We start from the raw sequence: 25,795 nt of genomic DNA on the forward strand, positions 1-25,795 counted from the left end.
TCAGGCGTTGGCGATCTCGTAGCGGTTCGGCGGCACCGGCACGCCGAGATGGTCGCGCAGCGTATGGCCAGCATAGTCGGTGCGGAACAACCCGCGTCGCTGCAATTCCGGCACCACCAGGTCGACGAATTGTTCCAGCGGCCTGGGGTAATGCGGCGAGAGCAACGTGAAGCCGTCACAGGCCCCGGACGTCACCCATTGCTCCATGGTGTCGACGATGCGCTGGGGCGTGCCGACGAGCAGATGATGGCCGAGCGAAGTGCCGAGATAGCGCGCGGTCTGGATGATCGACAGATTTTCCCGGGCCGCCTTGTCCATCAGGTGCCGCTGGCGCGCCTGCGCCGCATTGCTCAGCGGCAGTGGCGGCAGCGGTGAATCCGGTGGCAGGGCGAAGATGTCGAGATCGCCGCAGAGCCGCGCCAGCAGCCGCATGGAATTCTCGTCGGACAGCAGGCCCTGCAGGTCGCGATACTTCGCCTGCGCCTCCGCCTCCGTCGCGCCGACGATGGTCATCAGGCCGGGCATGATCTTCACATGCGACGGGTCGCGGCCGTGTTTCCGGGCGCGTGCCTTCAGGTCCTTGTAGAAGGCCTGCGCCTCCCCAAGGTCGCTCTGCGCGGTGAAGACGAGGTCCGCCGTGCGGGCGGCCAGTTCCATGCCGGGGCCGGAGGAGCCGGCCTGCGTCACCACGGGCCGCCCCTGCGGGCAGCGCGCCATGTTCAGCGGGCCGCGCACCTTGAAATGCTTGCCGACATGATCCTGGAAATGGATCTTGCTGGGGTCGATGTAGTTGCCGCTGGCCTTGTCGCGGATCAGCGCGCCCTCGCCAAAACTGTCCCACAGGGCAGCGACAACGTCGTAGAATTCTTCCGCGCGTTCGTAGCGTTCGGCATGCAGCATGTGGTGGTCGGCGCCGAAATTGCCGGCCTCGTCCTCGATCTGGGACGTCACCAGGTTCCAGCCGGCGCGCCCATTGCTGATATGGTCGATGGAGGCGAAGCGACGGGCGATATTGTAGGGCTCGTTATAGGTGGTGGTGGCGGTGGCCACCAGGCCGATGCGCTGCGTCACCACGGCAAGTGCCGCCAGCAGCGTGGTCGGTTCCAGATAGGCGGTGCGGCCCTGGCTGGGGCGATAGCGGCTGACGCCATCCAGCGCGCCGCTGCCATTCACCGCGACAGTGTCCTGGAAGAAGATCGTGTCGAATTTTCCCCGTTCTGCCACCTGCGCGATGCGGACGTACTCGGAAAATTCCATGTCGCATTCGGGGACGGCATCGGGGTGCCGCCAGCCGGCGGAATGGCTGCCGGGGGTGAAGAGGAAGGCGGCGAGATGCATCATCGGGGCAGGCTTTCTCCGTCGCGGCGCAGCAGCAGGGCGCCGAAGGCCAGCGCCTCCGCGCTCCATCCCGGGGGCAGCAGGGTGGTGGCGTCGAGCTGGGTGAGGATGGCGGGTCCGCGCAGCACATCGCCCTGGCCGAGGGCGGCGCGGTCATAGAGACCGGCCTGCGCATCGCCGGATTCGAAATGCACGAGCTGGGTCCCATAAGGCGCGAGGCCCTGGCCCGGCGGCAGCGCCGTGGTCTGCGGCGTCGGCAGCGCGCCCACCGCCTCCAGCCGCAACGTGACGATCTCCGCCCGGCCCTGCGGCAGGTCGAAGCCATACAGCGCGCGATGCGCCGCCGCGAAATCCCCTGGCGCGCTCGCACCACGCCAGGGCACCGGCAATTCGCCGCCCTGCCCCGCATAGCGCATCAGCACCACGGGCGCCGTGCTGCGCGCTTCGGGCGGCACACCTTCCTCGACGAACCAGGCCTCAGCTTCCGCCGCCAACGCGGCAAAGCCGGAATCGATGGCGGCGACATCCGCCTGGCCGGGCAGGACGGATCGCGAAAATTCGGCGCGCAGATCGGCCGACAGCAGCCCCTGCGCGCAAAGCACGCCCGGCGCGGGCGGCACCAGCACCTGGCCGATGCCGATCATGTCTGCCAATGCGCAGCCATGCAGCGGCCCGGCGCCACCGAAGGGCACCAGGGTGAAGTCGCGCGGATCATGCCCGCGTTCCACGGAAACCACGCGCAGCGCGCCGACCATGTTGGAATCGACCACGGCGAGGATGCCGCGCGCGGCCTCGTGCAGGCCGAGACCCAGCGGCTCCGCCACCTCCCGCATCACCACCGCCTCCGCCGCCGCCGCATCCAGATGCATGCGGCCGCCAAGCAGCGCGGTGGGCAGGTGGCCGAGCACGACATGCGCGTCGGTGACGGTGGCGTGCGTGCCGCCTCGGCCGTAGCAGGCCGGGCCGGGATGGGCGCCGGCGCTTTCGGGACCAACGGCCAACGCGCCTTCCGCGGTGACGCGGGCGATGGAGCCGCCGCCGGCGCCGATCGTCACCATGTCCAGCATCGGCAAGGGCAGCGGCCAGTCGCCGACGCTGCCGCGCTGCGTCAGGTTGATGCTGCCGCCCTGCATCAGGCAGATATCCGCGCTGGTGCCGCCGATATCCACCGTCAGGATGTTCGGGACACCCGCCGCCTGCGCCACCGCCCGCGCGCCCACCACGCCGGCGGCGGGGCCGGAGAGCGCGGTGACGGCGGGGGCGCGGCGGATGGAGGCGGCGCCGGCCACGCCACCGTTGGATTTCATCAGCAGCAGCGGCGCGTCGATGGATTCCGCCGCCAGCCGATCCTCCAACCGCCGCACATACGTCGAGACGGCGGGCATGACCTGCGCGTTGAGGATGGCGGCCAGCGAGCGTTCATATTCGCGCACCACCGGCAGCACATCGACGGAGGCCGTCACCGCGATGCCCGGCAGCGCCTCCCGCAGCAGTTCCGCCACGCGGCGTTCATGCGCGGGGGCGGTGAAGGCGTGCAGCAGGCAGACGGCGACGGCGGCCACGCCAGCCTGACGGCAGGCTTCGGCGGCGCGCAGCACGCTGGCCTCGTCCAGCGGCGTCAGCACCGCGCCATCGGCGGCGACACGCTCCGTCACCTCGAAGACGCGGGAGGGTGGCACGGGGCGCTGCGGCTTGATCCAGGCGTGCAGATTGGCGCGGCGGGGAATGTCCTGCCGGCCGATCTCCAGCACATGCCGGAAGCCGGCGGTGGTGACGAGCGCCGTGCGCGCGCCCTTGTTTTCCAGAATCAGATTGGTGGCGATGGTGGTGCCGTGCAGCACGCGTCCGATGCGTGCCGCCTGTTCGCCAGCGGTGTCCAACACCAGTCGCACGCCATTGAGAAAGCCCTCGGAGGGATCATGCGGGGTCGAGGGCGTCTTCGCCGTCCAGGCGCGGCCCGTCGCGGCATCCTGCAAGGTGATATCGGTGAAGGTGCCGCCGATATCGACCGCGACGGAAAGCGGTCGCGGCTCAGTCGAGGACATCGGCATAGCTCCCGCGATGAAAGGCCTTTGTCGGCGGGCGCTGCGCGCGCAGGGTCGCAGTGGCGGCCTGATCCACCGCATGGCCAGCGATGACGACGCCGTAGTCCCGGCTGGCGGCATCGGCGGAGACAAGGCCGCCCAGCACATCCTCCAGCACCGCCTCCGCCGGGCGATCGAAGGGATGGCCGCGGCCGCCGCCGCCGCCGGTCTCGATGCGCAGGATGTCGCCACGCACGAGGCGATTGCCGTCCGACAGCGGCCGCAGCACGCGTTCCTGCGGCGTGCCGGGATTGACCACGACGCGGCCCGGCCGGCCGGACTGGCCGCCGGCCGCGCCCCAGGGTGGGTTCTCCACGCCGTCGAGGCGCACGGCGAGGACGGATTCCTCCGCCATCACCTCATATTCGCGCAGGATGCCGCAGCCGCCACGCCAGCGGCCGGGGCCGCCACTGTCGCAATGCAGGCCGTATTCGCGCAGGCACACCGGATATTCCAGCTCCAGGAACTCGACCGGGTAATTTTCCTGCGCCACGAAATACACGCCGTCGATGCCATCGGCAAAGCCGCGCGCGCCATAGCCGACGCCGAGGCCATCGCTCATCAGGAAGGGCCTTTTGTTGATCGTCCCACGCAGCAGCATGATGACATAGGCGGCATGGGCCGCAGGCGCCTCGCCGCCGGCCACGGAGACCAGGCCGTTCAGCGCGGCGAGCATGCGCATCATGGTCAGGCCGCGCATGCCGAGCGCCGCGGGGAAGCGCGGCTGCAACAGCGACCCCTCGCGCAGCCGCACTTCGTCCAGCGATTGCGGGCCGCCGGCATTCACCACCTGGGTCGCATCGCCGCCGAGGAAATAGAGGCCCAGCGCCATGCCGGGCACGTCCGGGTTCATGAGGAAATTCACCGGGCCGGGCGACTGGTCGTCGGTCTCCGTCGCATCCAGGATGAAGCGATCCTCCTCCGTGCGGGTCAAGGCGAAGCGCAGCCGCAAGGTGCCGCTGCCATGGCCGTCGCCATCGATGCGGTCGGTGAAGCGGTGCGTGCCGACCGGAAAAGTGCCGCGCAGCCTGTCGCGCACGGTGGTTCGGGTGCGGTCCAGCAATTGCCGCAGCGCATCGGCCAGGACCGGCGCGCCGAATCGTGCGGCGACTTCACGCATGCGCACCACGCCGAGCTCCACGCTCGCCATCAGCGCGCGGGTGTCGCCCTGCGCCTGCTCCGGATAGCGGGAGTTGCGGTAGAAGATGTTGAGCGCCGCCTGGTTGATCTCCCCCTCACGGATCAGCCGTGTGGGCGGGATGATGACACCCTCATGGAAGATCTCGGTCGCGTCGGGGCTGATGGAACCCGGCCGCAGCCCGCCTATATCCGCGAAATGCGCCCAGCCCATGACGAAGGCGACGCGCGCACCGTTGAGAAAGACGGGCGCGAGGAAGACCTGGTCGTTGGAATGGCTGACCGCGCCGCGCGATCCGTAGCAGTCATTGTACCAGTAGAGGTCGCCGTCGCGGATCGTCTCGATCGGAAAGGCGGAAAAGACCGGGCCGCAGATATCGCCGAAGACCGGCACATTGGACCCCACGGCCATCACGCCATCGTCGTCAAACAGGGCGGTGTAGAAATCCTTCTTCTCGCGGATGAAGGCGGACATGGCGGTGCGCTCGATCAGCGCCTCCATCTCCGCCTGCGCCGCGCGGATCGCGCCTCGCACGATCTCCAGCGTCACCGGGTTGCAGAGTCGCGCGACCACATCATCCATATCGGAACCCTCAGGCCAGGTGGCAGGCGGCGTGGCGGCCCGGCGCGATGGTGCGCAGCGGCGGCGCTTCCTCCGCACAGCGGGCGAAGGCAGCCGGGCAGCGATCGCGAAAAGCGCAGCCGCTGGGCTGATTCATCTGGTCCGGCAGGCCGCCCTTGATCGGCAGGTCGCCACGATCCTGGTCCACCCGCGGCACCGGCACGGCGGCGACCAATGCGCGGGTATAGGGATGGGCGGGTGCGGCGATGACCTCCGCCGTCGGGCCGCTTTCGACGATGCGGCCGAGATACATCACCGCCACATCCTCACAGACATAGCGGATCAGCGCCAGGTCGTGGCTGATATAGATGGCGGCGAGTTGCAACTCGTCCCGCGCCCGCCGCAGCACGTTCAGCACCCCGGCGCGCACCGAGACGTCGAGCATGGAGACCGGCTCATCGGCGATGATGGCACGCGGATGCGTCACCAGGGCGCGCGCCAGCACCACGCGCTGCAACTGCCCGCCCGAGAGTTCGTGCGGATGGCGATCGAGATAGGCCTCGGGTGGGTCGAGCCGGACGCGCGCCATGGCCTCCCGAATCCGGGCCTCCCACTCCTCCGGCGCCAGGCCGAAATTGCGCAGGGGTTCGGTCAGGGAACGGCGGATGGTGAAACGCGGGTTCATCGCGTCGAAGGGATTCTGGAAGACAAGCTGGACGCGGGACCGGAAGGGCAGCAGCGCCGCGCCGCGCAGGGCGGAGACGTTCTGGCCTTCGAACAGAACGGTGCCGCTGGTCGCTTCCTCCAGCCGCAGCAGCAGCCGCGCCGTGGTGGTCTTGCCGCAGCCGCTTTCGCCGACAATGCCGAGCGCACGGCCCGCCGCGACTTCCAGCGAAACGCCATTCACAGCGCGCAAGACCGGGCGATGGCCCCGCAGCACGTCGCGCATGCGGCGGGAGGCGGGGAAAGCCTTTACGAGGTCATTCGCGGCGATCATCGCGACCATGTCGCGTCCTTAGCGATGTTGGACCATGTCGTGGCCTCCGAGGCCAGGGGCCGCAGCGCGGGCGCTTCCGCCGCGCGCCAGCAGGCGACGTGGTGGTCGGCGGATTGCTCGACCAACACCGGATCTTCCGTGCAGCGTGATGAGACGAAGGGGCAGCGCGCGGCAAAGCGGCAGCCCGCGGGTGGATGCAGCAGAGAGGGCGGCGAGCCCTCGATCGGCACCAGCTCGCCACCGGCGCGTTCCAGGTCCGGGAAGGCGTTCATCAACCCCATGGTATAGGGGTGCAGCGGCGCTTCCAGCACGGCGCGCACCGGGCCGCTTTCCACAACGCGGCCGGCATACATCACCACGACACGATCGCAGGCATAGGCGACCACGGCGACGTCATGCGTCACCAGGATCATGGACAGGCCAAGCCGCGATTGCAGTTCCCGCATCACGTCGAGCACCTGGCGCTGCACGATCACATCCAGCGCCGTCACCGGCTCATCCGCGATCAACAACGCCGGGTTCAGTGCCAGGGCCAGCGCGATGGAGGCGCGCTGGCGCATGCCGCCGGAGAACTGATGCGGCCAGTCGCGCAGCCGCCCGGCATCCAGGCCGACCAGCGCGAACAACTCCGCCGCCCGGGCGCCAGCGGCGGCGCGGGAGAGGCCGCCGCGTTCGACCAGCACTTCCAGCATCTGCGCGCCAAGTCGCTGCACCGGGTCCAGCGCATTCATCGCCGTCTGCGGCACGAAGGCCATGCGTCGCCACAGCAGCTTGCGGCGTTCGGCGGGCGAGAGGGTGACGAGGTCCCTCCCCTCGAACACCGCGCTGCCGGCGGCAATGCTGGCGCTGCGCGGCATCACACCCATCAGTGCCCGGCCGAGGGTGGACTTGCCGCAGCCGCTTTCGCCGACCAGCCCGACGATGGAACGCGCCGGCACATCGAAGCTGGCGCCATCCACGGCACGCACCGGCCCGACGGCGGTGCGGTAGTGCACGGCAAGGTCGCGAACCGACAGCAGCGCGTCCATCAATCCCCCAGCTTCGGAAACAGCAGTTTCTCGGACCCGCGTGAGACCAGGAAGCCCGCCAGCACCAGCAGCACGATGCAGATGCCCGGCGGCACGAACCAACTCCACACGCCTCGGGACAGCGCCTGGTTGGCGAAGGCGTCCTGCAGCATCAGGCCCCAGGAAATGGCGGCCGGGTCGCCGAAGCCGAGGAAGGAGGCGGAGGCTTCGGTCAGGATCGCCCAGCCCACGGCGATGGAACCATAGAGCGCGGCAAGCGGCGCCACCTGCGGCGCGATATGCACGAAGATGATGCGCGGCGTGGAACAGCCGGTGACACGCGCCGCCTCCACCCATCCGCGTTCGCGCAGGGACAGAACCTGGGAGCGGATGACGCGCGCCGTATTGGGCCAGAGCATCAGCGCAACGGAGGCTACCAGCGTGGTGGTGCCCGGCCGCGTCAGCGCCGAGATCACCAGCACGAAGGGCAGGAAGGGAAGACCCAGGATGATGTCCGAGATCCGCATGATGACGCGATCCACCCAGCCGCCGAGATAGCCGGACAGAAGGCCGAGCAGCGTGCCGATCACCACCACGAAGAAGGCCGCCGTGACGCCGACCTTCAGGGCGGAACGGGAGCCATGGACAAGCTGCGAAAACACATCCCGCCCGCCCGCCGTGGTGCCCAGGTAATGCGTGGCGGAGGGCGGCAGATAGCGGGCGACGCGATAGGCACCGCGGAACAGGATTTCGCGCGGGTCATGCGTCGCGATCTGGTCCGCGAAGATCGCCATGACGATGAACAGCAGATAGATGGCGAGGCCGGCAATGGCAAAGGGCTGGCTGCGCAGGAAGCCCAGCGTCGCCCGGACGAAGCCGGGCAGCACCGGCCGGCGCGCCACCGCGCTAGCGCCGGGCACCGACGGACACCCTCGGGTCGAGCCAGGCATAGAGCAGATCGGCCACCATGTTCATCAGCACCAGCACCGCCGCGATCATGATGAAGGCACCCTGCGCCAACGGATAGTCCGCGCCCTGCACGGCGGAAACCAGCACGCGCCCCAGGCCCGGCCAGGAGAAGACCGTCTCGATCACCACATTCCCGCCGAAGGAACTGCCGAGACCCAGCGCGAAGGCCGTGGCCACCGGCAGCAGCGCATTCCGCGCTGCGTGCCGCATCACGATCGCCCAGCGCGACAGACCCTTCATGCGGGCCATGACGATGAACTCGTCATTCAGCACCTCCAGCATGGTGGCGCGCATCAACAGCAGCGGCAGGCCCTGCAGATACAGCGCCAGCGTCAGCGCGGGCAGCACCAGGTGCCAGAGGAAATCCGGCGAGGTCATGCGCGCCCATTCGGAGGTGAATTCGGACCCCGCGACATTGGCGCCGCCGGAGGGAAATATTCCCCAGGCGAAGGACAGCCAGGACAGCAGCAGCATGCCCAGCCAGAATTCCGGCGCCGCGCGGGTGATGAGCGCGGCCGGAATGGCGATGCCCTCCGTCACCGTGCCGCGGGCGAAGGCCAGGAAGGCGCCGGCGATGATGCCGAAGACATAGGCGATGACCAGCGCGGTGATGGTCAGCGCCGCCGTATTCGGCAGCGCCGCCATCAATATGTCCAGCACCGGGCGCTTCTGCAGGAAGGACACGCCGAGGTCGCCGCGCAGCAGGCTGGTCAGGTAGATCAGGTATTGCTCCGGCAGCGGCTTGTCGAGGCCGAAAGATTGCAGCAGGTCGGCGCGCATCTCCTCGCTGAAGGAATCCGACAGGAAGTTCAGTGTCGGATCGCCTGGCATCAGCCGGAACAACAGGAATGTCAGCGTCGCCACCGCCCAGAGGACGAAGGCCGCATGCAGGATCCGCGCCCCAAAACGCTTCACGACAGGCCGGCGCCCTTCACTGGAACGGCGTGGTGGTTTCGCGCACCCCGGCCGGGTAGTGCAGCCGGCCATTCACCACGCGGTAGCCCGCTTCCTGCAGCAGGCGCTGCGCCCCGGCGAGGTTGCCGCCGGGCACGCGCCCCGCGATCCCCTCATCATGCCAGGCGGCCAGCGCCGGGGAGACCATGGAATTGGCCGGCACCGCCTGCCCGTTCCAGGCCGCGCCCGCCATCATCTCCCGGTTCACGGCGGCCGACAGCGCACGTCGGAAGGCGGCGTCGGAGAAGGGTGCGCGGCGCAGGTTCATGCCGACGAACTGAAAGCCGATATCCACCTCCTCCTTCACCGCGATCATGCGTGGCAGTTGCGCCGCCATTTCCTTCACCAGGTCGGGGTCGCCGAAATAATCGGCCAACACGTTGATCTCGCCGCGGCGGAAGGCGCCCAGTGTGGCTTCGGTGTTGGTGATGATGCGCATGATCCAGCGATCCGCCTTGGGCTTCGCCCAGTGGTTCGGATTGGCCTCCAGCACCACTTCCTCATTCACGCGGGAGCGGACGAAGCGATAGGGGCCGGAGCCGACCGGGCGTTCCTCGACATAGGATTCCAGATTCTCCGGGCGGTTCTGATACTCCGCCAGCACGGGCGCCCAGGTCTTCTTCTGCACGATGTTCAGCTTCGCCAGCACCGCGATGCGGAAGGCCGCATCGGGGCGCTTCAGCGTGAAGCGCACGGTCTTCGCATCGGTGGCGACCACGCTGGCGATGTTCTGCACGAAGGGGCGGTACATCGGCGATTCATTGCCGACGCCCGGCGCTTCGAAGGAGAAGACGACATCCTCCGTCGTCACCGGATAGCCATTGTGGAAGGCCATGCCGTCGCGCATCGTGCAGATGATGGTCAGCGCGTCAGGCTGTTCCACCTTCTCCGCCGCCCAGGGCTGCGGCAGGCCATCGGGGCCCACGCGCATCATCCGGTCCCAGACCAGGTCGGTCACCCAGCTATCGGGCGCGCCGGAGACGTAGAAGGGGTTGGTGGCCTTCACCGGCTCCGTGCTGTTGACGATGATGTCGCGCTGCGCGCCGGCGGGCTGCAGGCTGATCCAGTTCCAGAAATTGCGGATGCCGAGGCCGGCCTGGTTGACGGCGCTGGATTCGACGAAGACCTGCTTGTTGAAGGCCTGCAGATTCACCGGATGAACCAGGAAGGCGTAAGGCTGGTCCTGGTTCACCACCTCCTGCACCTGGCGCACCAGGGCCTGGCGGCGCGCCTGGTCCATCTCGCTGCGCTGCGCCTCCGCCAGGCGGTCATAGGCGGGGTTGTTGTAGCCCACGAAGTTGTAGCCGGTGGCGATGTTCGCGGAGTGCAGCAGGTTATAGACCATCTCATCCGGGTCGCCGCGCTCCGGCCTGCCGACCATCTGCCACATGGTGAAGTCCCAGCGCTGGCGCTCATACCAGACCACCTGGCTCATCTGCTGGTTCGGCAGGGGGCGAAGCTCGATTTGCAGGCCGAGCTTGCGCCATTCCTGTGCAATCAGCTCCGCCGCCTGATAGGCCGCGGGGGCCGCGGCCTGGGGGCGGGTGATGAGCACGAGCGGACGGATCGCATCGCCCTGCGCACCCTGCGCCTGGGCGGAAGCGCCGCCGAGCGGCAGGCGCGAAAGGCCCGTGAGGGCAGAGGCGGCAAGCAGAATGGCGCGACGATTCATGACGGCATCCCCTGGTGGCGCGTGGATGTCAGCACAATCCGTGCCAGCCGCACCATACTTTCCTGCGACGCCAGCGATCGCATCCGGACATCGGCCAGGGTGGCTTGCGCAGGGCCGCGCGGGGTGCTGGCATCGTGCGCCGCGCCGCCGATCGAGGGGACCCTCCGCATGCCGATCACCACCGAAGAACAGCGTTTCCTCGATGCCATGACACTCGATGCGCCCTGGGACCTGGTGACCACCTTCGCCGGCATGCATCGCTGGAAGCCGGAGGATGTGAACAAGGCGGCCGATGTCATTGTGGCCAAGCTGCGCAGGCATGGCATTCCGGTGGAGGTGAATGAGCCGGAAATCTGCCTCTCCGTGCCGATGGATGCTTCCGTCACCGCCGGCGGCGTCACCTACCGCGCCAAGCCGCCCTCCTCCGCCTTGCCGGTGCCGGGCGGGCGCACCGCGCCGCTGGTGAAGCTGACGGCCAATCCGAAGGCGCTGCGTTCCTATTCGCGCGACATCGCGACGCTGTTCGGGGGTTCGATCACCTCCGTCGCGCATGCAAAGGAAACGGTGGGCGGCAAGATCGTCATCATGCAGGGTTTCGGCAATCCGGCGCTGACCAGCCTGATCGAGGAATGGGGCGGGCTGGGGCTGATTGCCGTGAATCCGGGCATCGACATCCATTGGGGCACCTGCACCACCATCTGGGGCAGCCCGGACCTGCACGACCTGCCGCGCAAGCCGAAGATCCCCGTGGTCGCCGTGAACAACCCGGACGGCCAGAAGCTGATGGCCCTGGCGGAAGCCGGCGGCGAGGCGACCATCATGACCGACATGCTGGAAGGCTGGTTCCCGCAAAAGATCCCCGTGGTGACCATCCCCGGCAGCGAAGACGCACAGAAATTCGTGCTGCTGCACGGGCACTACGATTCCTGGGAAGTCGGCGTCGGCGACAATGCCACGGGCGATGCGACGATGCTGGAAATCGCGCGCGTGCTCTGGGCCAGGCGCGGCGATCTGAAGCGCGGCGTGAAGATCGCCTGGTGGCCGGGCCATTCCACCGGCCGCTATGCGGGCTCCACCTGGTTCACCGATGCCTTCGCCACCGACCTCGACGAGAACTGCCTGGCACAGGTGAATTGCGACAGCCCCGGCTGCCGCTGGGCCACCAGCTACCACCAGACCCGCGCCTTCACCGAAAGCGCCGCGCTGGCCACGCAGGCGATCCGGGACATCGTGCCGGATGCCGACATCAAGACCATGCGGCCGCCACAGGCTGGCGACTATTCCTTCAACAATATCGGCCTGCCGAGCTTCTTCATGCTGTCCAGCACGATGCCGGAGGCGCTGCGCAAGGAGAAAGGCTATTACGATGTCTCCGGCTGCGGCGCGAACATCGCCTGGCATACGGAGAATGACACGCTGGAGATCGCCGACCAGGGCGTGCTGATGACGGATATGAAGATCTATCTTCTGTCCATCCTGCGCATCGTGAATGCGGAAGTGCTGCCCTTCGACTGGATCGCGACCTGCGACGAATTCGACGCGACCATCGCGAAATATGAGGAGGCCTCGAAGGGCGCCGCCAACCTCGCCCCGGCCAAGGCCGCCGTGGCCGGGCTGCGCGCGGCGCTGGCGGGCCTGGAAGGCGCGCCGGTAGCGGCGCGCAATGCCGCCGTGCAGGAGCTGTCGCGCATCCTGGTGCCGATCAACTACACGCGGGAGGCGCGCTTCGCGCATGACCCGGCCTATACCGTGCCACCCCTGCCCGGCCTGGCCGTGGCGGCGGAACTGGCGACGCTGGAGGCCGCTTTGCAGAAGCCCGCACAGGTGGAGCTGCTGCGCGGCCAGAACCGCTTCGTCGCCGCGCTGCGCGCCGCCACGCGCCGCGTGCAGCAGGCGAGCGCGGCATGAGCCGGGAGGCCGCCATCGCCGCCGCGCGGGGCATGCTGGAGGATGGCAGCCTGCTGGCGCTGCTCGCCCGCCGCGTCGCCTGCCCCACCGCCAGCCAGGACCCGGATAGCGGCCCGCATCTCTGGCGCTACCTGGAACAGGAAATGGCGCCCGACCTGGAACGCATCGGCTTCACCTGCGCCATCCACCCCAACCCCACCGGCAGGGGCGGCCCCTTCCTGATCGCGCGCAGGATCGAAGGCGAGGGCCTTCCGACCCTGCTGACCTATGGCCATGGCGACACGGTTCGCGGGCTGGATTCGGAATGGCTGGAGGGTCTCTCCCCCTGGGTGCTGACGCAGCGCGGCGAGCGCCTCTATGGCCGCGGCGTGGTCGACAACAAGGGCCAGCACACGATGAACCTCGCGGCGCTGGAAGCGGTGCTGAGGACGCGGGGGAAGCTGGGCTTCAACGTCATCCTGCTGCTGGAGACCAGCGAGGAGGTGGGCTCCCCCGGCATCGACGAATTCTGCCGCGCGCATCGGGACGAGCTGGCGGCGGATGTGCTGGTGGCCTCCGACGGGCCGCGGCTGGTGCCGGATGTGCCGGCGCTGGTGCTCGGCACGCGCGGCGCGCTGGCGATGGACCTGCGCGTGAAATACCGCGAGGGCGGGCACCATTCCGGCAATTGGGGCGGGCTGCTCGCCAACCCCGGCGTCCGGCTGGCCCATGCCATCGCCGCGATCATCGACCGCGACGGCCATGTGCTGGCGCGCGACATCCTGCCGGAGCGCATCCCCAACAGCGTGCGCGCCGCCTTGGCGCAATGCCAGGTGGATGGCGGCGAGGACGGCCCGGAGATCAACCATTGGTGGGGCGAGCGCGGGTTGACCGCCGCCGAGAAGGTCTTTGGCTGGAACACCTTCGAGGTCCTCGCCTTCAAATGCGGGCATCCGGAGGCGCCGGTGAATGCCGTGCCGCCGGAAGCCTTTGCAAGGTGCCAGATTCGCTACACGGTGGATCGCGATCCGGCGACCTTCATCCCGGCCATCCGCAGGCATCTGGCCGAGGCCGGCTTCGACGATGTGATGGTGGAGGGCATTCGCAGCGGCGCGGAATGGGCGGCGACGCGGATGGACCCGGATGGGCCATGGCCGCGCCTCGCCGCGGCCTCCATTGAGCGCACCACGGGCAAGGTGCCGATGATCGTGCCGAATGCCGGTGGGTCGCTGCCGAATGACAGCTTCGCGCTGACGCTCGGCCTGCCGACGCTCTACATCCCGCATTCCTACAGCGGCTGTTCGCAGCACGCGCCGAATGAACACGCGCTGCTGCCGATCATGCGGGAAGGGCTGGAAATCGCCGCCGGCCTGTTCTGGGATCTCGGCGAGCAGGAATGGCCGAGGAAAGCCGCATGACCCCGCCGGATGCCGTCACGGTCGAGATCATCAAGGGCGCGCTGCGCTCGGCCCAGGCGGAATGCGAGGCGCTGCTGGAACGCACCGCCATGTCGCCGGTGATCCGGGAGAAGCAGGACTATTTCATCGGCTTCTACGGCGCCGATGGAAGGCTCGTCACCGGCACCAAGCTGGCGCTGTTCGGCGATGTGATGCGGCCGATCCTGGACCGCTTCCCGGCGGAGGACATCCGGCCGGGCGACATCTTCTGGTACAATGACTGCTACATCTCGCGCGGCGGCGTCTCCCACACCTCCGACCAGGTCTTCGCCACCCCGGTCTTCGTCGGCGACCGGCTGGTGGCCTTCGCGCAGAGCTGGGCGCATTTCCGCGACATCGGCGGCGCCTGGCCGGGCTCCAACACGCCGGGGACGGAGAGCATCTTCCAGGAAGGCATCATGGTGCCGCCGGTGCGGCTGTACCGCGAAGGCGTGCTGAACACCGACCTGTTCGAGACCTTTGTCCGCAACTCCCGCTTCCCGCAGCATGCGCGCGGCGACACGCGGGCGCTGACGGCGGCCGTGCGGCTGGGCGAAAAGCGGCTCGGCGAGCTGTTTGCCCGCTTCGGCACGGAGACGCTGCTGGGCGCGGTGGAGGCGATGATCGAGCAGTCCTCCCGCGTCTTCCGCCGGCGGCTGGCGGAACTGTTCCCGCCCGGTGGCACCTGGCGTTTCGCCGACCGCGTCGACGGCGACGGCAAGGGCAATGGCCCCTTCACCGTGCGCTTCAAGCTGGAATCCCGGGAAGATGGCTTCACGCTGGACACCACGGAATCGGACCCGCAGGCCCAGGGGCCGATCAACTTCCTGATGAACCCGACCGTGCCCAACACCTGCTTCGGCCTGTACCTGCTGCAGGACGAGCCCGGGCTGATGATGAATGAGGGTCTGCTGCGCGCCATCTCCGATGTGCGGACCAAGGAGGGCACGATCATCCAGCCCGCCTTCCCCGCCCCGTTAGGCCAGCGCTCCAACACGCTGGCGCGGGTGATCTCCAGTTGCCTCGGCCTGATCGCGCAGGCGACGGGAGGCGAGAGCCCTGCGGCGAGCTCCATCTACACCATCTACACGCTGACGGGGCGGCAGCCGAAGGACGGGTCGCTGTTCTACAAGTCCGGCGGGCATGGCACGGGCCAGGGCGCACGACCCTTCGCGGACGGCATCGACGTCATCTACTACGTCGCGCAGCAGAATTATCCGATCGAGTTCCTGGAAGGCGACATGCCGGTGCGCATCCGCACCTATGCCGTCCGCGCCGATTCCGGTGGCCCCGGTCGCTGGCGCGGCGGCGCGGGCATGGTGCGGGAGATGGAGGTGCTGGTGGATGGCACCACGCTCAACACGCGCATGGACAATGTGGACAATCCGCCCTGGGGCGTGAAGGGCGGCCAGGCCGGCCGGCCCGGGCGGTTCCTGCTCAACCCCGGCACGCCGGAGGAACGCGAATTGCCGCGCCTCGCACGCGGCATTCCCATGCAGCGCGGCGATGTGGTGCGCATGGAATCCACCGGCGGCGGCGGCTGGGGCCATCCCTTCGAGCGTGAGCCCTGGCGCGTGCGGCAGGACCTGCGTGGGGGGTTCATCACGCTGGATGGTGCGCGGGACGATTACGGCGTGGTGTTTCGGGACGGGCCGGACCGCGAGGTGGACGAAGAGGCTACCGCGGCGCTGCGGGCGCAGCGCGGGGGGAACGAGGCGATGTTCCATCGCCACGGCGCCTATCGCGATGCGGATGACTGGTGGGGGGCGATGGCGGGGTAGGCGCTACGCCTCCCCCACCTCCACCACCAGATTCCCGAAGGCATCCATCGTCGCGACGTCGCCGGGATGCAGCCAGGTGGTCGCATCCATCTGCACGACGATCCCGGGGCCGCGCAGCACCGCGCCGGTGCCGAGCCTGTCGCGGTGCCAGACCGGCACGCGCGCCGGGCCATCGGCCAGCTGCACCAGCGCATCGCCCATCGCCGTCACCGCGCCAGCAGGCGGAACGCTGGCCGGCGCCGGGCCGGGCAGCGTGCCGAGGGCCGTCACGTCCAGCGTCACGATCTCCACCGCCGTGTCGCGCTGCGCGAAGGTGTAGAGCTGTTCGTGAAAGGTATGAAAGCGCTCCACCGCTTCGGCCAGCGCGGCCGCATCGGCGCGGCGGCCGGGCCAGTCCACATACAGTTCGAAGCCCTGATGCACATAGCGCATGCCGGCGCGCCAGCGGATCTCCCGCGCTTCCTCCGGCACCGCCTCCGCCACCAGCCAGGCGGCGGCTTCCGCATCCAGCGCGGTGAAGGCATTGGTGAGCGGCGCGAGATCCGTGACCGGCGCGCGCAGCATCACGGTTCGCGCAAATTCGTTGCGCAGCGGCGCGGCCAGCAGCCCCTCGGCGGAAAGCACGCCGGGCCGTGCCGGCACCAGGATACGCTTCATTCCGAGCAGCCGCGCGATGGCGCCGGCCTGCAACGGCCCCGCGCCGCCGAAGGGCAGCAGCGAAAAATCCTGCGGGTCGAAGCCGCGCTGCACGGAGACGACGCGGATCGCGCCCGCCATGGCATTGTCCGCCACCGCGACGATGCCGCGCGCCGCATCGGCGAGGCTGAGGCCCAGCGGCTTCGCAATGCGCGTCTCGATGGCGCGTGCCGCCGCATCGACATCCAGCGTGATGCCGCCATCGAGCAGCGAGGGCGGCAGCCGGCCCAGCACGAGATTCGCATCCGTCAGCGTCGGCGCCTCGCCGCCCTTGCCATAGGCGACGGGGCCGGGCACCGCGCCAGCGCTTTCGGGCCCGACCAGCAGCGCGCCCTCCGGCGAGACCCGCGCGATGGAACCGCCGCCGGCGCCGATGGTGTGGATGTCGATCATCGGCAGGGTCAGCGGCCAGTCGCCGACCCGGCCCTCGCTGGTCAGTCGCGGCTCGCCGTCGATCAGGCTGATATCGGCGGAGGTGCCGCCAACATCCAGCGTGATGAGCCGCGGATGCCCCGCCCGCAGCCCCAGCGCACGCGCGCCGACCACGCCGGCGGCGGGGCCGGAGAGTGCGGTCTGCACCGGCTGCCTCGCTGCCCCCTCGCCACGGATCACGCCGCCACTGGACTTCATCAGCAACAGCGGCGCGGCGATGCCACCCTCCCGCAGCCGGTCCTCGACGCGGCGGACATAGGTGGCGACGGCGGGCATGACATAGGCGTTCAGCGCGGTCGCCATGCTGCGTTCGTATTCGCGGAACACCGGCAGCACCTCGGTGGACAGCGTGATGGGAATGCCCGGCAGTTCCTCCGCCAGGATCGCGCCCGCCCGCTGTTCGTGGCGCGGATCGGCATAGGCGTGCAGGAAACACACGGCGACGGCCTTCACATCGAGGCGACGGAATTCCGCGGCGGCGGCGCGCACATCCGCCTCCTCCAGCGGCGTCACCACGCTGCCATCGGCGGCCAGGCGTTCACGGGCTTCCAGCACATGCTCGGGCGGAATCGGCCGGCGCGGCTTCACCCAGGCGTAGAGGTTCTCGTGGCGCGGAATGTCGTGACGGCCGATCTCCAGCACATGGCGCAGCCCGGCGGTGGTCAGCAGCCCGGCCTGGGTGCCCTTGTGTTCAAGGATGGCATTGGTGGCGACGGTGGTGCCGTGCAGCACATGCGTCACCTCCGCCGCCAGTCGCGCCGCCGAGGCCAGGATCTGCGCGATGCCATCGGCGAAGGCCTGGGACCGGTCGGCGGGGGTGGAGGGCACCTTGGCCTGCCAGCGGTGGCCGCTGGCGCGGTCCACCAGCACGATATCGGTGAAGGTGCCGCCGGCATCGACCGCGATGGAAAGCGGTCCCTTCGCAGTGGGTTGCGCCATCGCCTGCTGATCGCTCATGCCCGCTCCATCATCCGCAGCGGGATGCTACAGCGGTTTCGCGCGGCCTGGAAATCGGCCCCGGGGCATTTATCCTGACGTTATGAGCATGGTCTTGGGACCTGCGGCCGGCATTTTCGCCGGCCGAGCGGCCGAATGGCCGCCGCCGCATATGCGGCGAGCCAAGGCTGCGGATGCAGCCGCCCGGCGCTTGAGGGCATCACACAAAATAGCAGACCTTGTTCGCCACCTGGCCAAAGGGCATCGGGTCCCGGTTCAGCCGCACCTCCAGGAAGGTGGTGGTGAAGGGCCAGAACAGCTTGGTGCCGGCGCGGCCGAACACCGCTGGCAGCTTCACCTCCGCATCCCAGACGCCCGTTTCGTTCATCGCCGCCAGATCCGGCGTTATCCTTTCGCTGTTCAGTCCGTGATAGCCGACGAGGTCGGAGCCGGAGGAGGCGATGATGCGCACCCAGAGATCCGGCACCTGCCCCGCGGGAAAGCGCGCGAAGAGCTTCGTCAGATTGATGTGGAAGCAGCGCAGCGAAGGATCGGCGCGATAGGCGTGCACGTCGAGGTCGAAGGGCACGCGCCTGTCCGCCGCCTGGTCGCGGGAAAACAGCTCGATGAAATAGTCGCTGATGGGATCGCCACGCTCGTCGATCGCCCGCACCACGAATTGCTGGTACTGGTCGATGCCGTCCCGCGCTTCCCGCGTCACATCCTCCGCCGTGTCGCGCCAGGCATCGAAGCCGGCATCGTCCTTCACCTCCAGCGCGGAGATCACGAGGTCGCGCAATGTGCCGTCGGGCTTCGCCAGGATGGTGGAGTGGTTCTTGCCCGCCACGGGATACAGCCGCATGGGCAAAGCTTTACGTGCCGCGACATCGCTCGCGGCGATTCGCTTCGGACTATCCACTTCCAGCGCCTCCGCATCGACCGCCAGATCAATGCAGAGTTTCTGGCTGTCCAGGCTGCAACCCGCCAGCCGCACGGTGCCGTCCGAACCTTCCTCATTCACCAGCGCCTTCAACCCCGAATAGCGCGCCGTGCCGCAGAGGATGAAGACATAGGGCGAGTCCTTGCCGCGCTGGTAGAAGGGCTCCTTGCCCAGCAGGTCCTGATGCGCGAGGTCCCAGGTGAAGCGGCTGCCGAGTTCCAGCCCATCCAGGATCTGGTCGCCCGCCTCCATGAAATCCGTGCCCGGAATCCGGTTGCCCTTGAAGATGGCGCCGAGATAGCCGCGGCCGCGATGCGCCAGCGGCGATCCATTGGTCGCCGGCGCCAGCGCCACCAGCCGCTTCAACCGCGCCCGCCGACCGCCATAGGTGGCGAGCCAGGACCGGATCACCAGCATGCCCGTGGAATGCACGATGGCGTCGAAGGCCTGTTCAGGTTCCAGCCTGGTCCGCAGCGCGCGATCAAAGCCCTCGGCGAGGTCCTTGATGGTGACCTCATTGGTCAGGCTCTTGTATTCGCAGATATGCACATCGGCTTCGGCATGGCCGGCGGCGACAAGCTGGCGCTTCCAGGGCTCGAAGGACAGGCCTTTGTCCGAATAGCCATGCAGCAGGATGATGGGATTCTTCGCCGGCATCGTTGCACCTCCGGTTCGCGCGTGGGCGGAGGCTGGCACGCCCCCGCCCGGCCGGACAACCGGGAAGTGCCGATCAGCTCGCAGTGATATTCGCGCGGCGCACCACGCCGCCCCAGCGCTCGATCTCGGCGCGCTGGAAGGTGGCGAAGGCGTCCGGGCCGCTGCCGACGAGATCCAGGCCGAGCCCCGCGGCACGCTCCGCGACTTCCGGCACCGCCAGCGCGGCCACCACCTCCGCATGCAGGCGGTTGACGATGGCGGGCGGCGTGCCGGCGCGCACACTCATGCCGTACCAGTTCGTCACCTCGAATCCCGGCAGCGTCTCCTTCGCCACAGGCACATCCGGCAACGCCGCCAGCCGCGTCGGGCCCGTCGCCGCCAGGGCGCGCACGCGGCCAGAGGCAATATGCGGCTGCGCGATGGCCAGGGCGTCGAACATGAACTGGCACTGGCCGGCGATCACATCGGTGAAGGCCGGCGCGCTGCCGCGATAGGGCACGTGGATGGTCTGGATGCCGGCGGCGCTGTTCAGCAATTCGCCCGACAGATGCGGCAGCCCGCCATTGCCGGAGGAGGCGAAGTTCAGCCTGCCGGGCTGCGCCTTCGCCAAGGCGATGAACTCCGCCAGGCTCCGCGCCGGCACCTCCGGATTCACCACCAGCACGAAGGCCAGGGAGGCCACATGCGACAGCGGCGCGAAATCCCGCAGCACATCCACCGGCATGTTCGGATACAGCACCGGGTTCACCGCCAGATTGCCGGTGGTGCCGAAGAAGATGGCATGGCCATCGGCCTCCCCCTGTGCCACCGCCTGGGTCGCCACCAGGCCATTGGCGCCCGGCCTGTTTTCCACCACCACCGGCTGGCCGAGCTTCGCCCCCATATGCGGCGCCATCAGCCGTGCCAGGATGTCGATGCCGCCGCCCGGCGGAAAGCCGATGACGATGCGGACCGGCCGGTTCGGAAAGCCCTGCGCCAAGGCTGGCGCGGCGAGTGGCAGGGCCAGGCCGGCGCCCAGCAGCCCACGGCGGCTCATGCGGTATGTCATCATCTTGTTCCTCCCTTGTGACACCCTTCCCGTCGGGTGACTTGACATTTCTTCTCGTATGGTGGGATTGATTTTACCAAGAGGTCAAGGGCGGAGGAAAGACGGTGGCGGATATCCAGCTCTATGCCGGCACGGCGGGGCACTCGGCCTGGTTCAGCGACGATCTTGGCGCGAGCTGGGTGCATCCGAACAGCCATTCGGGGATGTATCTCGAAGCCCGCGTCTGGGGTTTCGCCAGCCATCCCGCGACGCCGGAGCGGCTTTTCGCGGCGACCGACATGGGCGCCTATCGCTGGGATGAGACGACCGCGCGCTGGATCCACCTGCCCTCCCCCATGGAGGATGTCTGGGCCATCGCCATCGATCCGAAGGACCCGGATGTGCTGATCGCCGGCACCCGCCCGGCCGGCTTCTGGCGCTCCGCCGATGCCGGGCAGAGCTGGTCCGCCGTGCCCGCCCCGGGGATCGCCGCCTTCTCGGAACAGAACAAGGGGCCGACGCGGGTCACGCAGATCCTGTTCGACCCGGTGGATGACGGCACGGTCTGGGCCTCCGTCGAGATCGGCAGCATCTTCGTCAGCCGCGACCGTGGGCTGACCTGGGCGGAACGCGGCAACGGGCTGGTCTCGGGCGATGTGCACGGGCTGGCGGTGATCCGCCTGCCGGGCGGTGGCAAGGCGCTGCTGGCCACCACCAATCGCGGCCTGCACCGCAGCGAGGATGATGGCGCCAACTGGGTGCATCAGGACCTGCCAGCGCCCTGGCCCTATACCCGTGGCGTGCAGCCCCGCGCCGATGATTCGGGCGTGGTGTTCCTGGGCAATGGCAATGGCCCGCCGGGCAATGACGGCTTCCTGCTGATCTCCCGCGACCATGGCGTGACCTGGGCCGATGCGGGCCTGCCGGGGGTGGCCAACAGCACGGTCTGGTGCATCGCGACCGATCCCGCCGACCCGATGCTGGTGCTGGTCTGCACCAATCTCGGCCAGGTCTTCCGCAGCCAGGATGGCGGCGAATCCTGGGTCCGGCTGCCGCATGAATTCGGCGAGCTGCGGGCATTGCACTGGCGTGCCCTTCCGCCCGGCACGCGAAAGGCGCCACATTCCATCACCCGGCCGATCCTGACCGCGGCGCAGATGAACCACCCCATGGCGAAAGTCCCCGCATGACCGAACGCTTCCCGGCCATTCCGCCCGACCAGATGACGGAGACGCAGCGGGAGGTGGCGGCCGCCATTGCCGGCGGGCCGCGCGGTTCCGTCCGCGGCCCCTTCCTGGCGCTGCTGCACAACCCGCCTCTCGCCATGCGCATCCAGGCGCTGGGTGAGCATCTGCGCTTCGGCACCGGCATGCCGCAATCCCTGGTGGAGTTGCTGATCCTGGTCACGGCGCGGCGCTGGAACTGCCAGTACGAGTTCTTCGCCCATGCCCGCATCGCCCGGAACGAGGGCCTGCCCGAGCCTATCATCACCGCGATCGCGGAGGGGCGGCGCCCGGAGCCGATGGATGCGGACCAGGCGATGGTGCATGATTTCGCCATGGCCGTGCATCGCGACGGCAAGCCGACCGACGCCCTCTACACCGCCGCGGAGGCGCGCTTCGGCAAGGCGGCCGTGCTCGATCTGCTGGCGCTCGCCGGCTACTACACGATGCTGGCGATGGTGCTGAACACCGCCGACCCGGCGCTGCCGGATGGCGCCACGCCGCCGCTGAAACCCCTGTAGGAGAGGCTGCCATGCCGCGTGCGATCCGGGTCGGGCTGATGGTGCCGGCCACCAATACGACGATGGAGCGGGAGATGCTGGGCTTCCTGCCCGAAGGCTCGACCGTCACCCGCATCGGCATCCCCCGCACCACGGGCCTGCTGACGCGGGAGACGATGCCCGCCTATCGCGAGGCCGCCGTGAAGCTGGCCGCCGAACATTTCTCCCCGGCCACCCACGACCTTCTGGCCTATGGCTGCACCGCCGCCGGCTTCATCGCCGGGCCGGCGGGCGATGCCGAACTGGCGCGGGAACTCGCCCAGGTCACCGGCCTGCCGGTGGTCACCACGGCCCGCGCCATGGTGCAGGGGCTTCAGCAGATCGGCGCGAAGGAGATCGCGGTGGTCACGCCCTATTCGGACGAGGTGAACGCGCAGCTCGCGGAATTCCTGGCCGATGGCGGCATCACGGTGAAGCGGATGGACTCGCTGCGGGCCAAGGACCTGGAGGCGCTCTGCGCCATCCAGCCGCCGGAGGTGGAGGCGCTGGCGCGCCGGACCATGGCGGCGGATTGCGACGCCCTGTTCATCGGCTGCTCCCAACTGCCGACCCAGCCCTTCCTGGCCGGGCTGGCGCGGGACATGGGCCGGCCGGTGCTGTCCTCGATCAGCGCGACGGCACAGCAGGCGATGGCGGTGCCCGCCACCGCCTGAGGCGCCCGCTCTCCAGCTACTCGCCGCGGCCCGAGAAGTACTGGTAGCTGCCATTCACCAGCGATTCCATGTTGGTGAAGCGGATGGTCTCGCCGCCGATGGTGATGGTGCCGCTCACCCCGGTCAGGTTGATCGAATGGCTCGACATGGTCGGGCGCGGTGAACCCGGGTCGGGCGTGATGGCGTTGAACAATTGCTGCAGCGTCATCCCGGTATCCTCCAGCACGAGCTGATCGGTACCGCCACCGCCATTGATGGTGTCGTTGCCCTCGCCGGGGTGCCAGCGGATCACGTCATTGCCCTGCGCGCCCCAGACCTGGTCGCCGTTGATGACATCGGCCCCCGTGCCGCCGATCAGCACGTCGTCGCCGGCGCCGCCGGTGATGGTGTCGTTGCCGCTGTTGCCCATGACCAGGTCGTTGCCCTCGCCGCCATCCAGCATGTCGTTGCCGCCGCCGCCGGCCACGCTGTCATTGCCGCCCTGGGCGTTGATGTAGTTGTCGGCGCTGCCGCCGCGGACACTGTCATTGCCGCCACCGATGGCGCCACCGGTCACCCCGGACAGCGCTTTGTCATCGATGATCTTCGGAGAATCGGTCATGTCGTCCTCTGGGGTCTGGTGATGTCCGGATCAAACCGGATCACGACGGGTTTTGGCAGGGGGGTATACGCTCTGGGGGTGATAGGAAAAGCCGATCAGCGAAACGGCGAATGCGGCGCGGCCCGCATCAGGCTGGTCTCCACCTCCTGGATCCGGGCCGCGTGGCGGGCGAGCACCCCGTCCCGCCCGTGGAGACTATGCGCCAGCCGCGCGGCCGGGTCGGCATGCGCCAGAAGCTGCACGACCTCATTGATCGGGCCGGCGAAGCTGGTCCAGACGGCGATCTGGCCCGGCTCGCCTTCCCGCGCCAGGGCCTCGGCCAGGGCGCCGGCCTCGCCCGGACGGGCCTGGAACAGGCGTTGTTCATACAGGTTCGGGCCGGGCGAAGCCGGTGCCGCCAGGGGCAGGACAGGGTCGAGGAAGCGCACCACCTGCCGCAGCATCAGCGGCCGCACCCCGGCCAGGTAGCGTTCCCGCCAGGCTGGCAGCGCCTCCAGCTGCTGGCGCAGGGCCTTGCGGGTTTCCAGCGTCCCGTGCCGCCAGAGATTCACCACGGCATTGGCCGCGCCGACCTCATTGGCCCAGAAACCCAGAAGCTGGCCGTAGCGATCGCCGCGCACCGGCACCGCGACATGCTCGGCCAGGTCGAGGTAGTCGGCCATGGCGCCGGGGCGCAGCGTGTAGATCCGCAATTCATCGACCATGACATTCCCCCGGGGCCGCACCCCTTGATTTTCTCCCGCATCGTGGGACAGGTTACCAAACCCGGCAAGACGACCGGCATGGAGGAAACGATGATCCCGAAGCTGCTGGCGGCGCTCGGCGCCCTGCTGCTGGCCACCGCGCCCCATACGGCCGCCGCCTTTCCGGACCGCCCCATCCGGCTGGTGGTACCCTACGGCCCCGGCGGCATCACCGACATCGCCGCCCGCATCCTCGCGCCGCGCCTGGGCGAGGAACTCGGCCAGCAGGTGATCGTGGACAACCGCCCGGGCGGTGCCGCCATGCTCGGCTTCGGACTGGCGGCGCGGGCGGAGCCGGATGGGCATACGCTGGTGCTGGCCACCACGGCGCTGGCCGCCAACCCCGTGCTGTTCCGCAACATCCCCTATGACGCGCGGCGGGACTTCACCCCCGTCTCGCTGGTCGGCGTGGTGCCGATGGTGCTGGTGGTGCCGCCCTCCTCCCCCGCGCGGAGCGTGCAGGATGTCATCGCCATGCTGCGCGCCCGGCCCGGGGAGGTGAATTACGGCTCCGCCGGCAATGGCAGCGGCAACCACCTGGCGACGGAGATGTTCAACCACGCCGCCGGCGGGCTGCGCGCCGTGCATGTGCCCTATCGCGGCGGCGGCCAGGTGATGACGGATCTGATGGCCGGCCGGGTCAGCTATGTCTTCGCCGTGCTGCCCACGGCGCGGCCCTTCATCGCCGGCGGGCAGCTTCGCGCCCTGGCCACCACCGGCGCCGCCCGCAGCCCCGCCGCGCCGGAGACGCCGACGGTGGCGGAAGCGGCGCTGCCGGGCTTCGAACTGTATGAATGGCTCGGCCTGCTCGGCCCGGCGGGCCTGCCGCCGGCGGTGACCGCGAAGCTCCAGGCGGGCGTCGCCGCGGCGCTGCGGCATCCGGAAACGGCGCAGCGCTTCCGCGACATCGGCGTGGAGGCCCGCGGCAGCGATGGCGCTGCGCTGCGCGCGCATCTGGAGCGGGAGCTGACCCGCTGGGCCGACCTCGCCACCCATGTGCGCTTCGAGGTGGCGGAATGACCCCGGCCCGCGACGCCGTGCTGCGCGAAATGGCCGAGGTGCTGTGGGAGGAAAGCCCCGGCCATCATGGCGGGGCGCTGTCGAAAATCCTGGTGGCGGCCGGCGAAGGGGGGTCGCGGGTGATCGACTACCGCATCTCCTCCTACGAGCCCCGCGCCCATGTCGCCCTGCACCAGCATGAGGCCAAGGAGCAGATCTACCACTTCCTCCAGGGTGAGGGCCTGCTGACCCTGGGTGAGCGCCGCGTGGTGGTGCGCAAGGACAGCTATGTGTTCATCCCGCCCGGCGTGCCACATGCGCTGCACAATACCGGCCTCGCCAATCTGGTCTTCCTGGTCATCACCGCCCCCGTGGTGCCGTGATATCAACGGCCCTCATACGCCGGGCGGAAACCTCCGGTTTCCTTGGCTTCGTCGCGCCGAAGGCGCGCCTTCGGCGCGACGCACAAGCGGCGGCGCCCGTCCGGGCGCTCGGACCGGTCAT

Annotated in this window: 21 protein-coding genes; 8 read left to right on the top strand and 13 right to left on the bottom strand. The window is 69.0% G+C overall.

The window, feature by feature from the left end; genetic code table 11:
- The 8 genes from JJQ90_RS23180 to JJQ90_RS23215 are packed head-to-tail and all read right to left on the bottom strand — an operon-like array spanning nt 1 to nt 10,720.
- Entirely contained in the window at nt 1–1,341 is a 1,341-nt protein-coding gene (locus JJQ90_RS23180) for an LLM class flavin-dependent oxidoreductase (RefSeq protein WP_216878654.1), read from the bottom strand.
- Nucleotides 1,338–3,383 (bottom strand): hydantoinase/oxoprolinase family protein, encoded by a 2,046-nt coding sequence (locus tag JJQ90_RS23185; RefSeq protein WP_216878655.1) that lies wholly within the window; start codon nt 3,381–3,383, stop codon nt 1,338–1,340. The genes JJQ90_RS23180 and JJQ90_RS23185 overlap by 4 nt, the downstream gene beginning before the upstream one ends.
- Complete coding sequence (locus tag JJQ90_RS23190) at nt 3,370–5,142, bottom strand: hydantoinase B/oxoprolinase family protein (protein WP_216878656.1); 1,773 nt, start codon at nt 5,140–5,142, stop codon at nt 3,370–3,372. The genes JJQ90_RS23185 and JJQ90_RS23190 overlap by 14 nt, the downstream gene beginning before the upstream one ends.
- A gap of 10 nt (nt 5,143–5,152) precedes the next feature.
- Entirely contained in the window at nt 5,153–6,127 is a 975-nt protein-coding gene (locus tag JJQ90_RS23195; protein ID WP_216878657.1) for an ABC transporter ATP-binding protein, read from the bottom strand.
- Nucleotides 6,115–7,146 (bottom strand): ABC transporter ATP-binding protein, encoded by a 1,032-nt coding sequence (locus JJQ90_RS23200; protein WP_216878658.1) that lies wholly within the window; start codon nt 7,144–7,146, stop codon nt 6,115–6,117. Before JJQ90_RS23200 ends, JJQ90_RS23195 begins: the two co-directional genes overlap by 13 nt.
- Nucleotides 7,146–8,045 (bottom strand): ABC transporter permease, encoded by a 900-nt coding sequence (locus tag JJQ90_RS23205; protein WP_216878659.1) that lies wholly within the window; start codon nt 8,043–8,045, stop codon nt 7,146–7,148. The genes JJQ90_RS23200 and JJQ90_RS23205 overlap by 1 nt, the downstream gene beginning before the upstream one ends.
- Nucleotides 8,032–9,009, bottom strand: coding sequence for an ABC transporter permease (locus tag JJQ90_RS23210; protein ID WP_216878660.1), 978 nt, complete (start codon nt 9,007–9,009; stop codon nt 8,032–8,034). The genes JJQ90_RS23205 and JJQ90_RS23210 overlap by 14 nt, the downstream gene beginning before the upstream one ends.
- A 16-nt stretch (nt 9,010–9,025) precedes the next feature.
- On the bottom strand, nt 9,026–10,720 hold the full coding sequence (locus JJQ90_RS23215; RefSeq protein WP_216878661.1) for an ABC transporter substrate-binding protein: 1,695 nt from the start codon (nt 10,718–10,720) through the stop codon (nt 9,026–9,028).
- Between the two features lie 168 nt (nt 10,721–10,888).
- Between JJQ90_RS23215 and JJQ90_RS23220 the strand changes: the two genes are divergently transcribed.
- Genes JJQ90_RS23220 through JJQ90_RS23230 form a run of 3 tightly spaced genes read left to right on the top strand, consistent with a single transcriptional unit; the run spans nt 10,889 to nt 15,824 of the window.
- Nucleotides 10,889–12,628 (top strand): M28 family metallopeptidase, encoded by a 1,740-nt coding sequence (locus tag JJQ90_RS23220; protein ID WP_216878662.1) that lies wholly within the window; start codon nt 10,889–10,891, stop codon nt 12,626–12,628.
- Nucleotides 12,625–14,025 carry a M20 family metallopeptidase gene (locus JJQ90_RS23225; RefSeq protein WP_216878663.1) on the top strand — a complete coding sequence of 467 codons (1,401 nt, stop codon included), beginning with the start codon at nt 12,625–12,627 and terminating at the stop codon, nt 14,023–14,025. The genes JJQ90_RS23220 and JJQ90_RS23225 overlap by 4 nt, the downstream gene beginning before the upstream one ends.
- Entirely contained in the window at nt 14,022–15,824 is a 1,803-nt protein-coding gene (locus JJQ90_RS23230) for a hydantoinase B/oxoprolinase family protein (protein ID WP_216878664.1), read from the top strand. Before JJQ90_RS23225 ends, JJQ90_RS23230 begins: the two co-directional genes overlap by 4 nt.
- A 3-nt stretch (nt 15,825–15,827) precedes the next feature.
- Here JJQ90_RS23230 and JJQ90_RS23235 read toward each other — a convergent pair whose 3' ends face one another.
- From JJQ90_RS23235 to JJQ90_RS23245, 3 genes are all read right to left on the bottom strand, one after another.
- Complete coding sequence (locus tag JJQ90_RS23235) at nt 15,828–17,909, bottom strand: hydantoinase/oxoprolinase family protein (RefSeq protein WP_216878665.1); 2,082 nt, start codon at nt 17,907–17,909, stop codon at nt 15,828–15,830.
- 199 nt (nt 17,910–18,108) lie between these two features.
- Nucleotides 18,109–19,485, bottom strand: a complete 1,377-nt coding sequence (locus tag JJQ90_RS23240) for an esterase/lipase family protein (protein ID WP_216878666.1) — start codon at nt 19,483–19,485, stop codon at nt 18,109–18,111.
- Between the two features lie 73 nt (nt 19,486–19,558).
- The gene (locus JJQ90_RS23245) at nt 19,559–20,521 is read right to left on the bottom strand and encodes a Bug family tripartite tricarboxylate transporter substrate binding protein (RefSeq protein WP_216878667.1); all 963 of its coding nucleotides are present in this window, start codon (nt 20,519–20,521) and stop codon (nt 19,559–19,561) included.
- Between the two features lie 116 nt (nt 20,522–20,637).
- On the opposite strand from JJQ90_RS23245, the gene JJQ90_RS23250 reads away from it, so the two are divergent.
- The 3 genes from JJQ90_RS23250 to JJQ90_RS23260 are packed head-to-tail and all read left to right on the top strand — an operon-like array spanning nt 20,638 to nt 22,948.
- Entirely contained in the window at nt 20,638–21,702 is a 1,065-nt protein-coding gene (locus JJQ90_RS23250) for a WD40/YVTN/BNR-like repeat-containing protein (RefSeq protein WP_216878668.1), read from the top strand.
- Nucleotides 21,699–22,256 (top strand): carboxymuconolactone decarboxylase family protein, encoded by a 558-nt coding sequence (locus JJQ90_RS23255; RefSeq protein WP_216878669.1) that lies wholly within the window; start codon nt 21,699–21,701, stop codon nt 22,254–22,256. The genes JJQ90_RS23250 and JJQ90_RS23255 overlap by 4 nt, the downstream gene beginning before the upstream one ends.
- An 11-nt stretch (nt 22,257–22,267) precedes the next feature.
- Nucleotides 22,268–22,948 carry a maleate cis-trans isomerase family protein gene (locus JJQ90_RS23260; RefSeq protein ID WP_216878670.1) on the top strand — a complete coding sequence of 227 codons (681 nt, stop codon included), beginning with the start codon at nt 22,268–22,270 and terminating at the stop codon, nt 22,946–22,948.
- Between the two features lie 16 nt (nt 22,949–22,964).
- Here the strand turns inward: JJQ90_RS23260 and JJQ90_RS27365 are convergent, their stop codons facing one another.
- Together JJQ90_RS27365 and JJQ90_RS23270 are read right to left on the bottom strand one after the other, a co-directional pair.
- Entirely contained in the window at nt 22,965–23,549 is a 585-nt protein-coding gene (locus tag JJQ90_RS27365; protein WP_216878671.1) for a calcium-binding protein, read from the bottom strand.
- A 95-nt stretch (nt 23,550–23,644) separates the two neighbouring features.
- Nucleotides 23,645–24,253, bottom strand: coding sequence for an NIPSNAP family protein (locus tag JJQ90_RS23270; RefSeq protein ID WP_216878672.1), 609 nt, complete (start codon nt 24,251–24,253; stop codon nt 23,645–23,647).
- Between the two features lie 78 nt (nt 24,254–24,331).
- Between JJQ90_RS23270 and JJQ90_RS23275 the strand changes: the two genes are divergently transcribed.
- Both JJQ90_RS23275 and JJQ90_RS23280 read left to right on the top strand, forming a co-directional pair.
- On the top strand, nt 24,332–25,312 hold the full coding sequence (locus tag JJQ90_RS23275; protein WP_216878673.1) for a tripartite tricarboxylate transporter substrate binding protein: 981 nt from the start codon (nt 24,332–24,334) through the stop codon (nt 25,310–25,312).
- Nucleotides 25,309–25,674, top strand: a complete 366-nt coding sequence (locus JJQ90_RS23280; protein ID WP_216878674.1) for a cupin domain-containing protein — start codon at nt 25,309–25,311, stop codon at nt 25,672–25,674. Before JJQ90_RS23275 ends, JJQ90_RS23280 begins: the two co-directional genes overlap by 4 nt.
- The last annotated feature ends 121 nt before the right edge of the window (nt 25,675–25,795 follow it).

It is taken from the genome of Falsiroseomonas oleicola (assembly GCF_019029495.1).
In the GTDB taxonomy this organism is placed as follows: domain Bacteria; phylum Pseudomonadota; class Alphaproteobacteria; order Acetobacterales; family Acetobacteraceae; genus Falsiroseomonas; species Falsiroseomonas oleicola.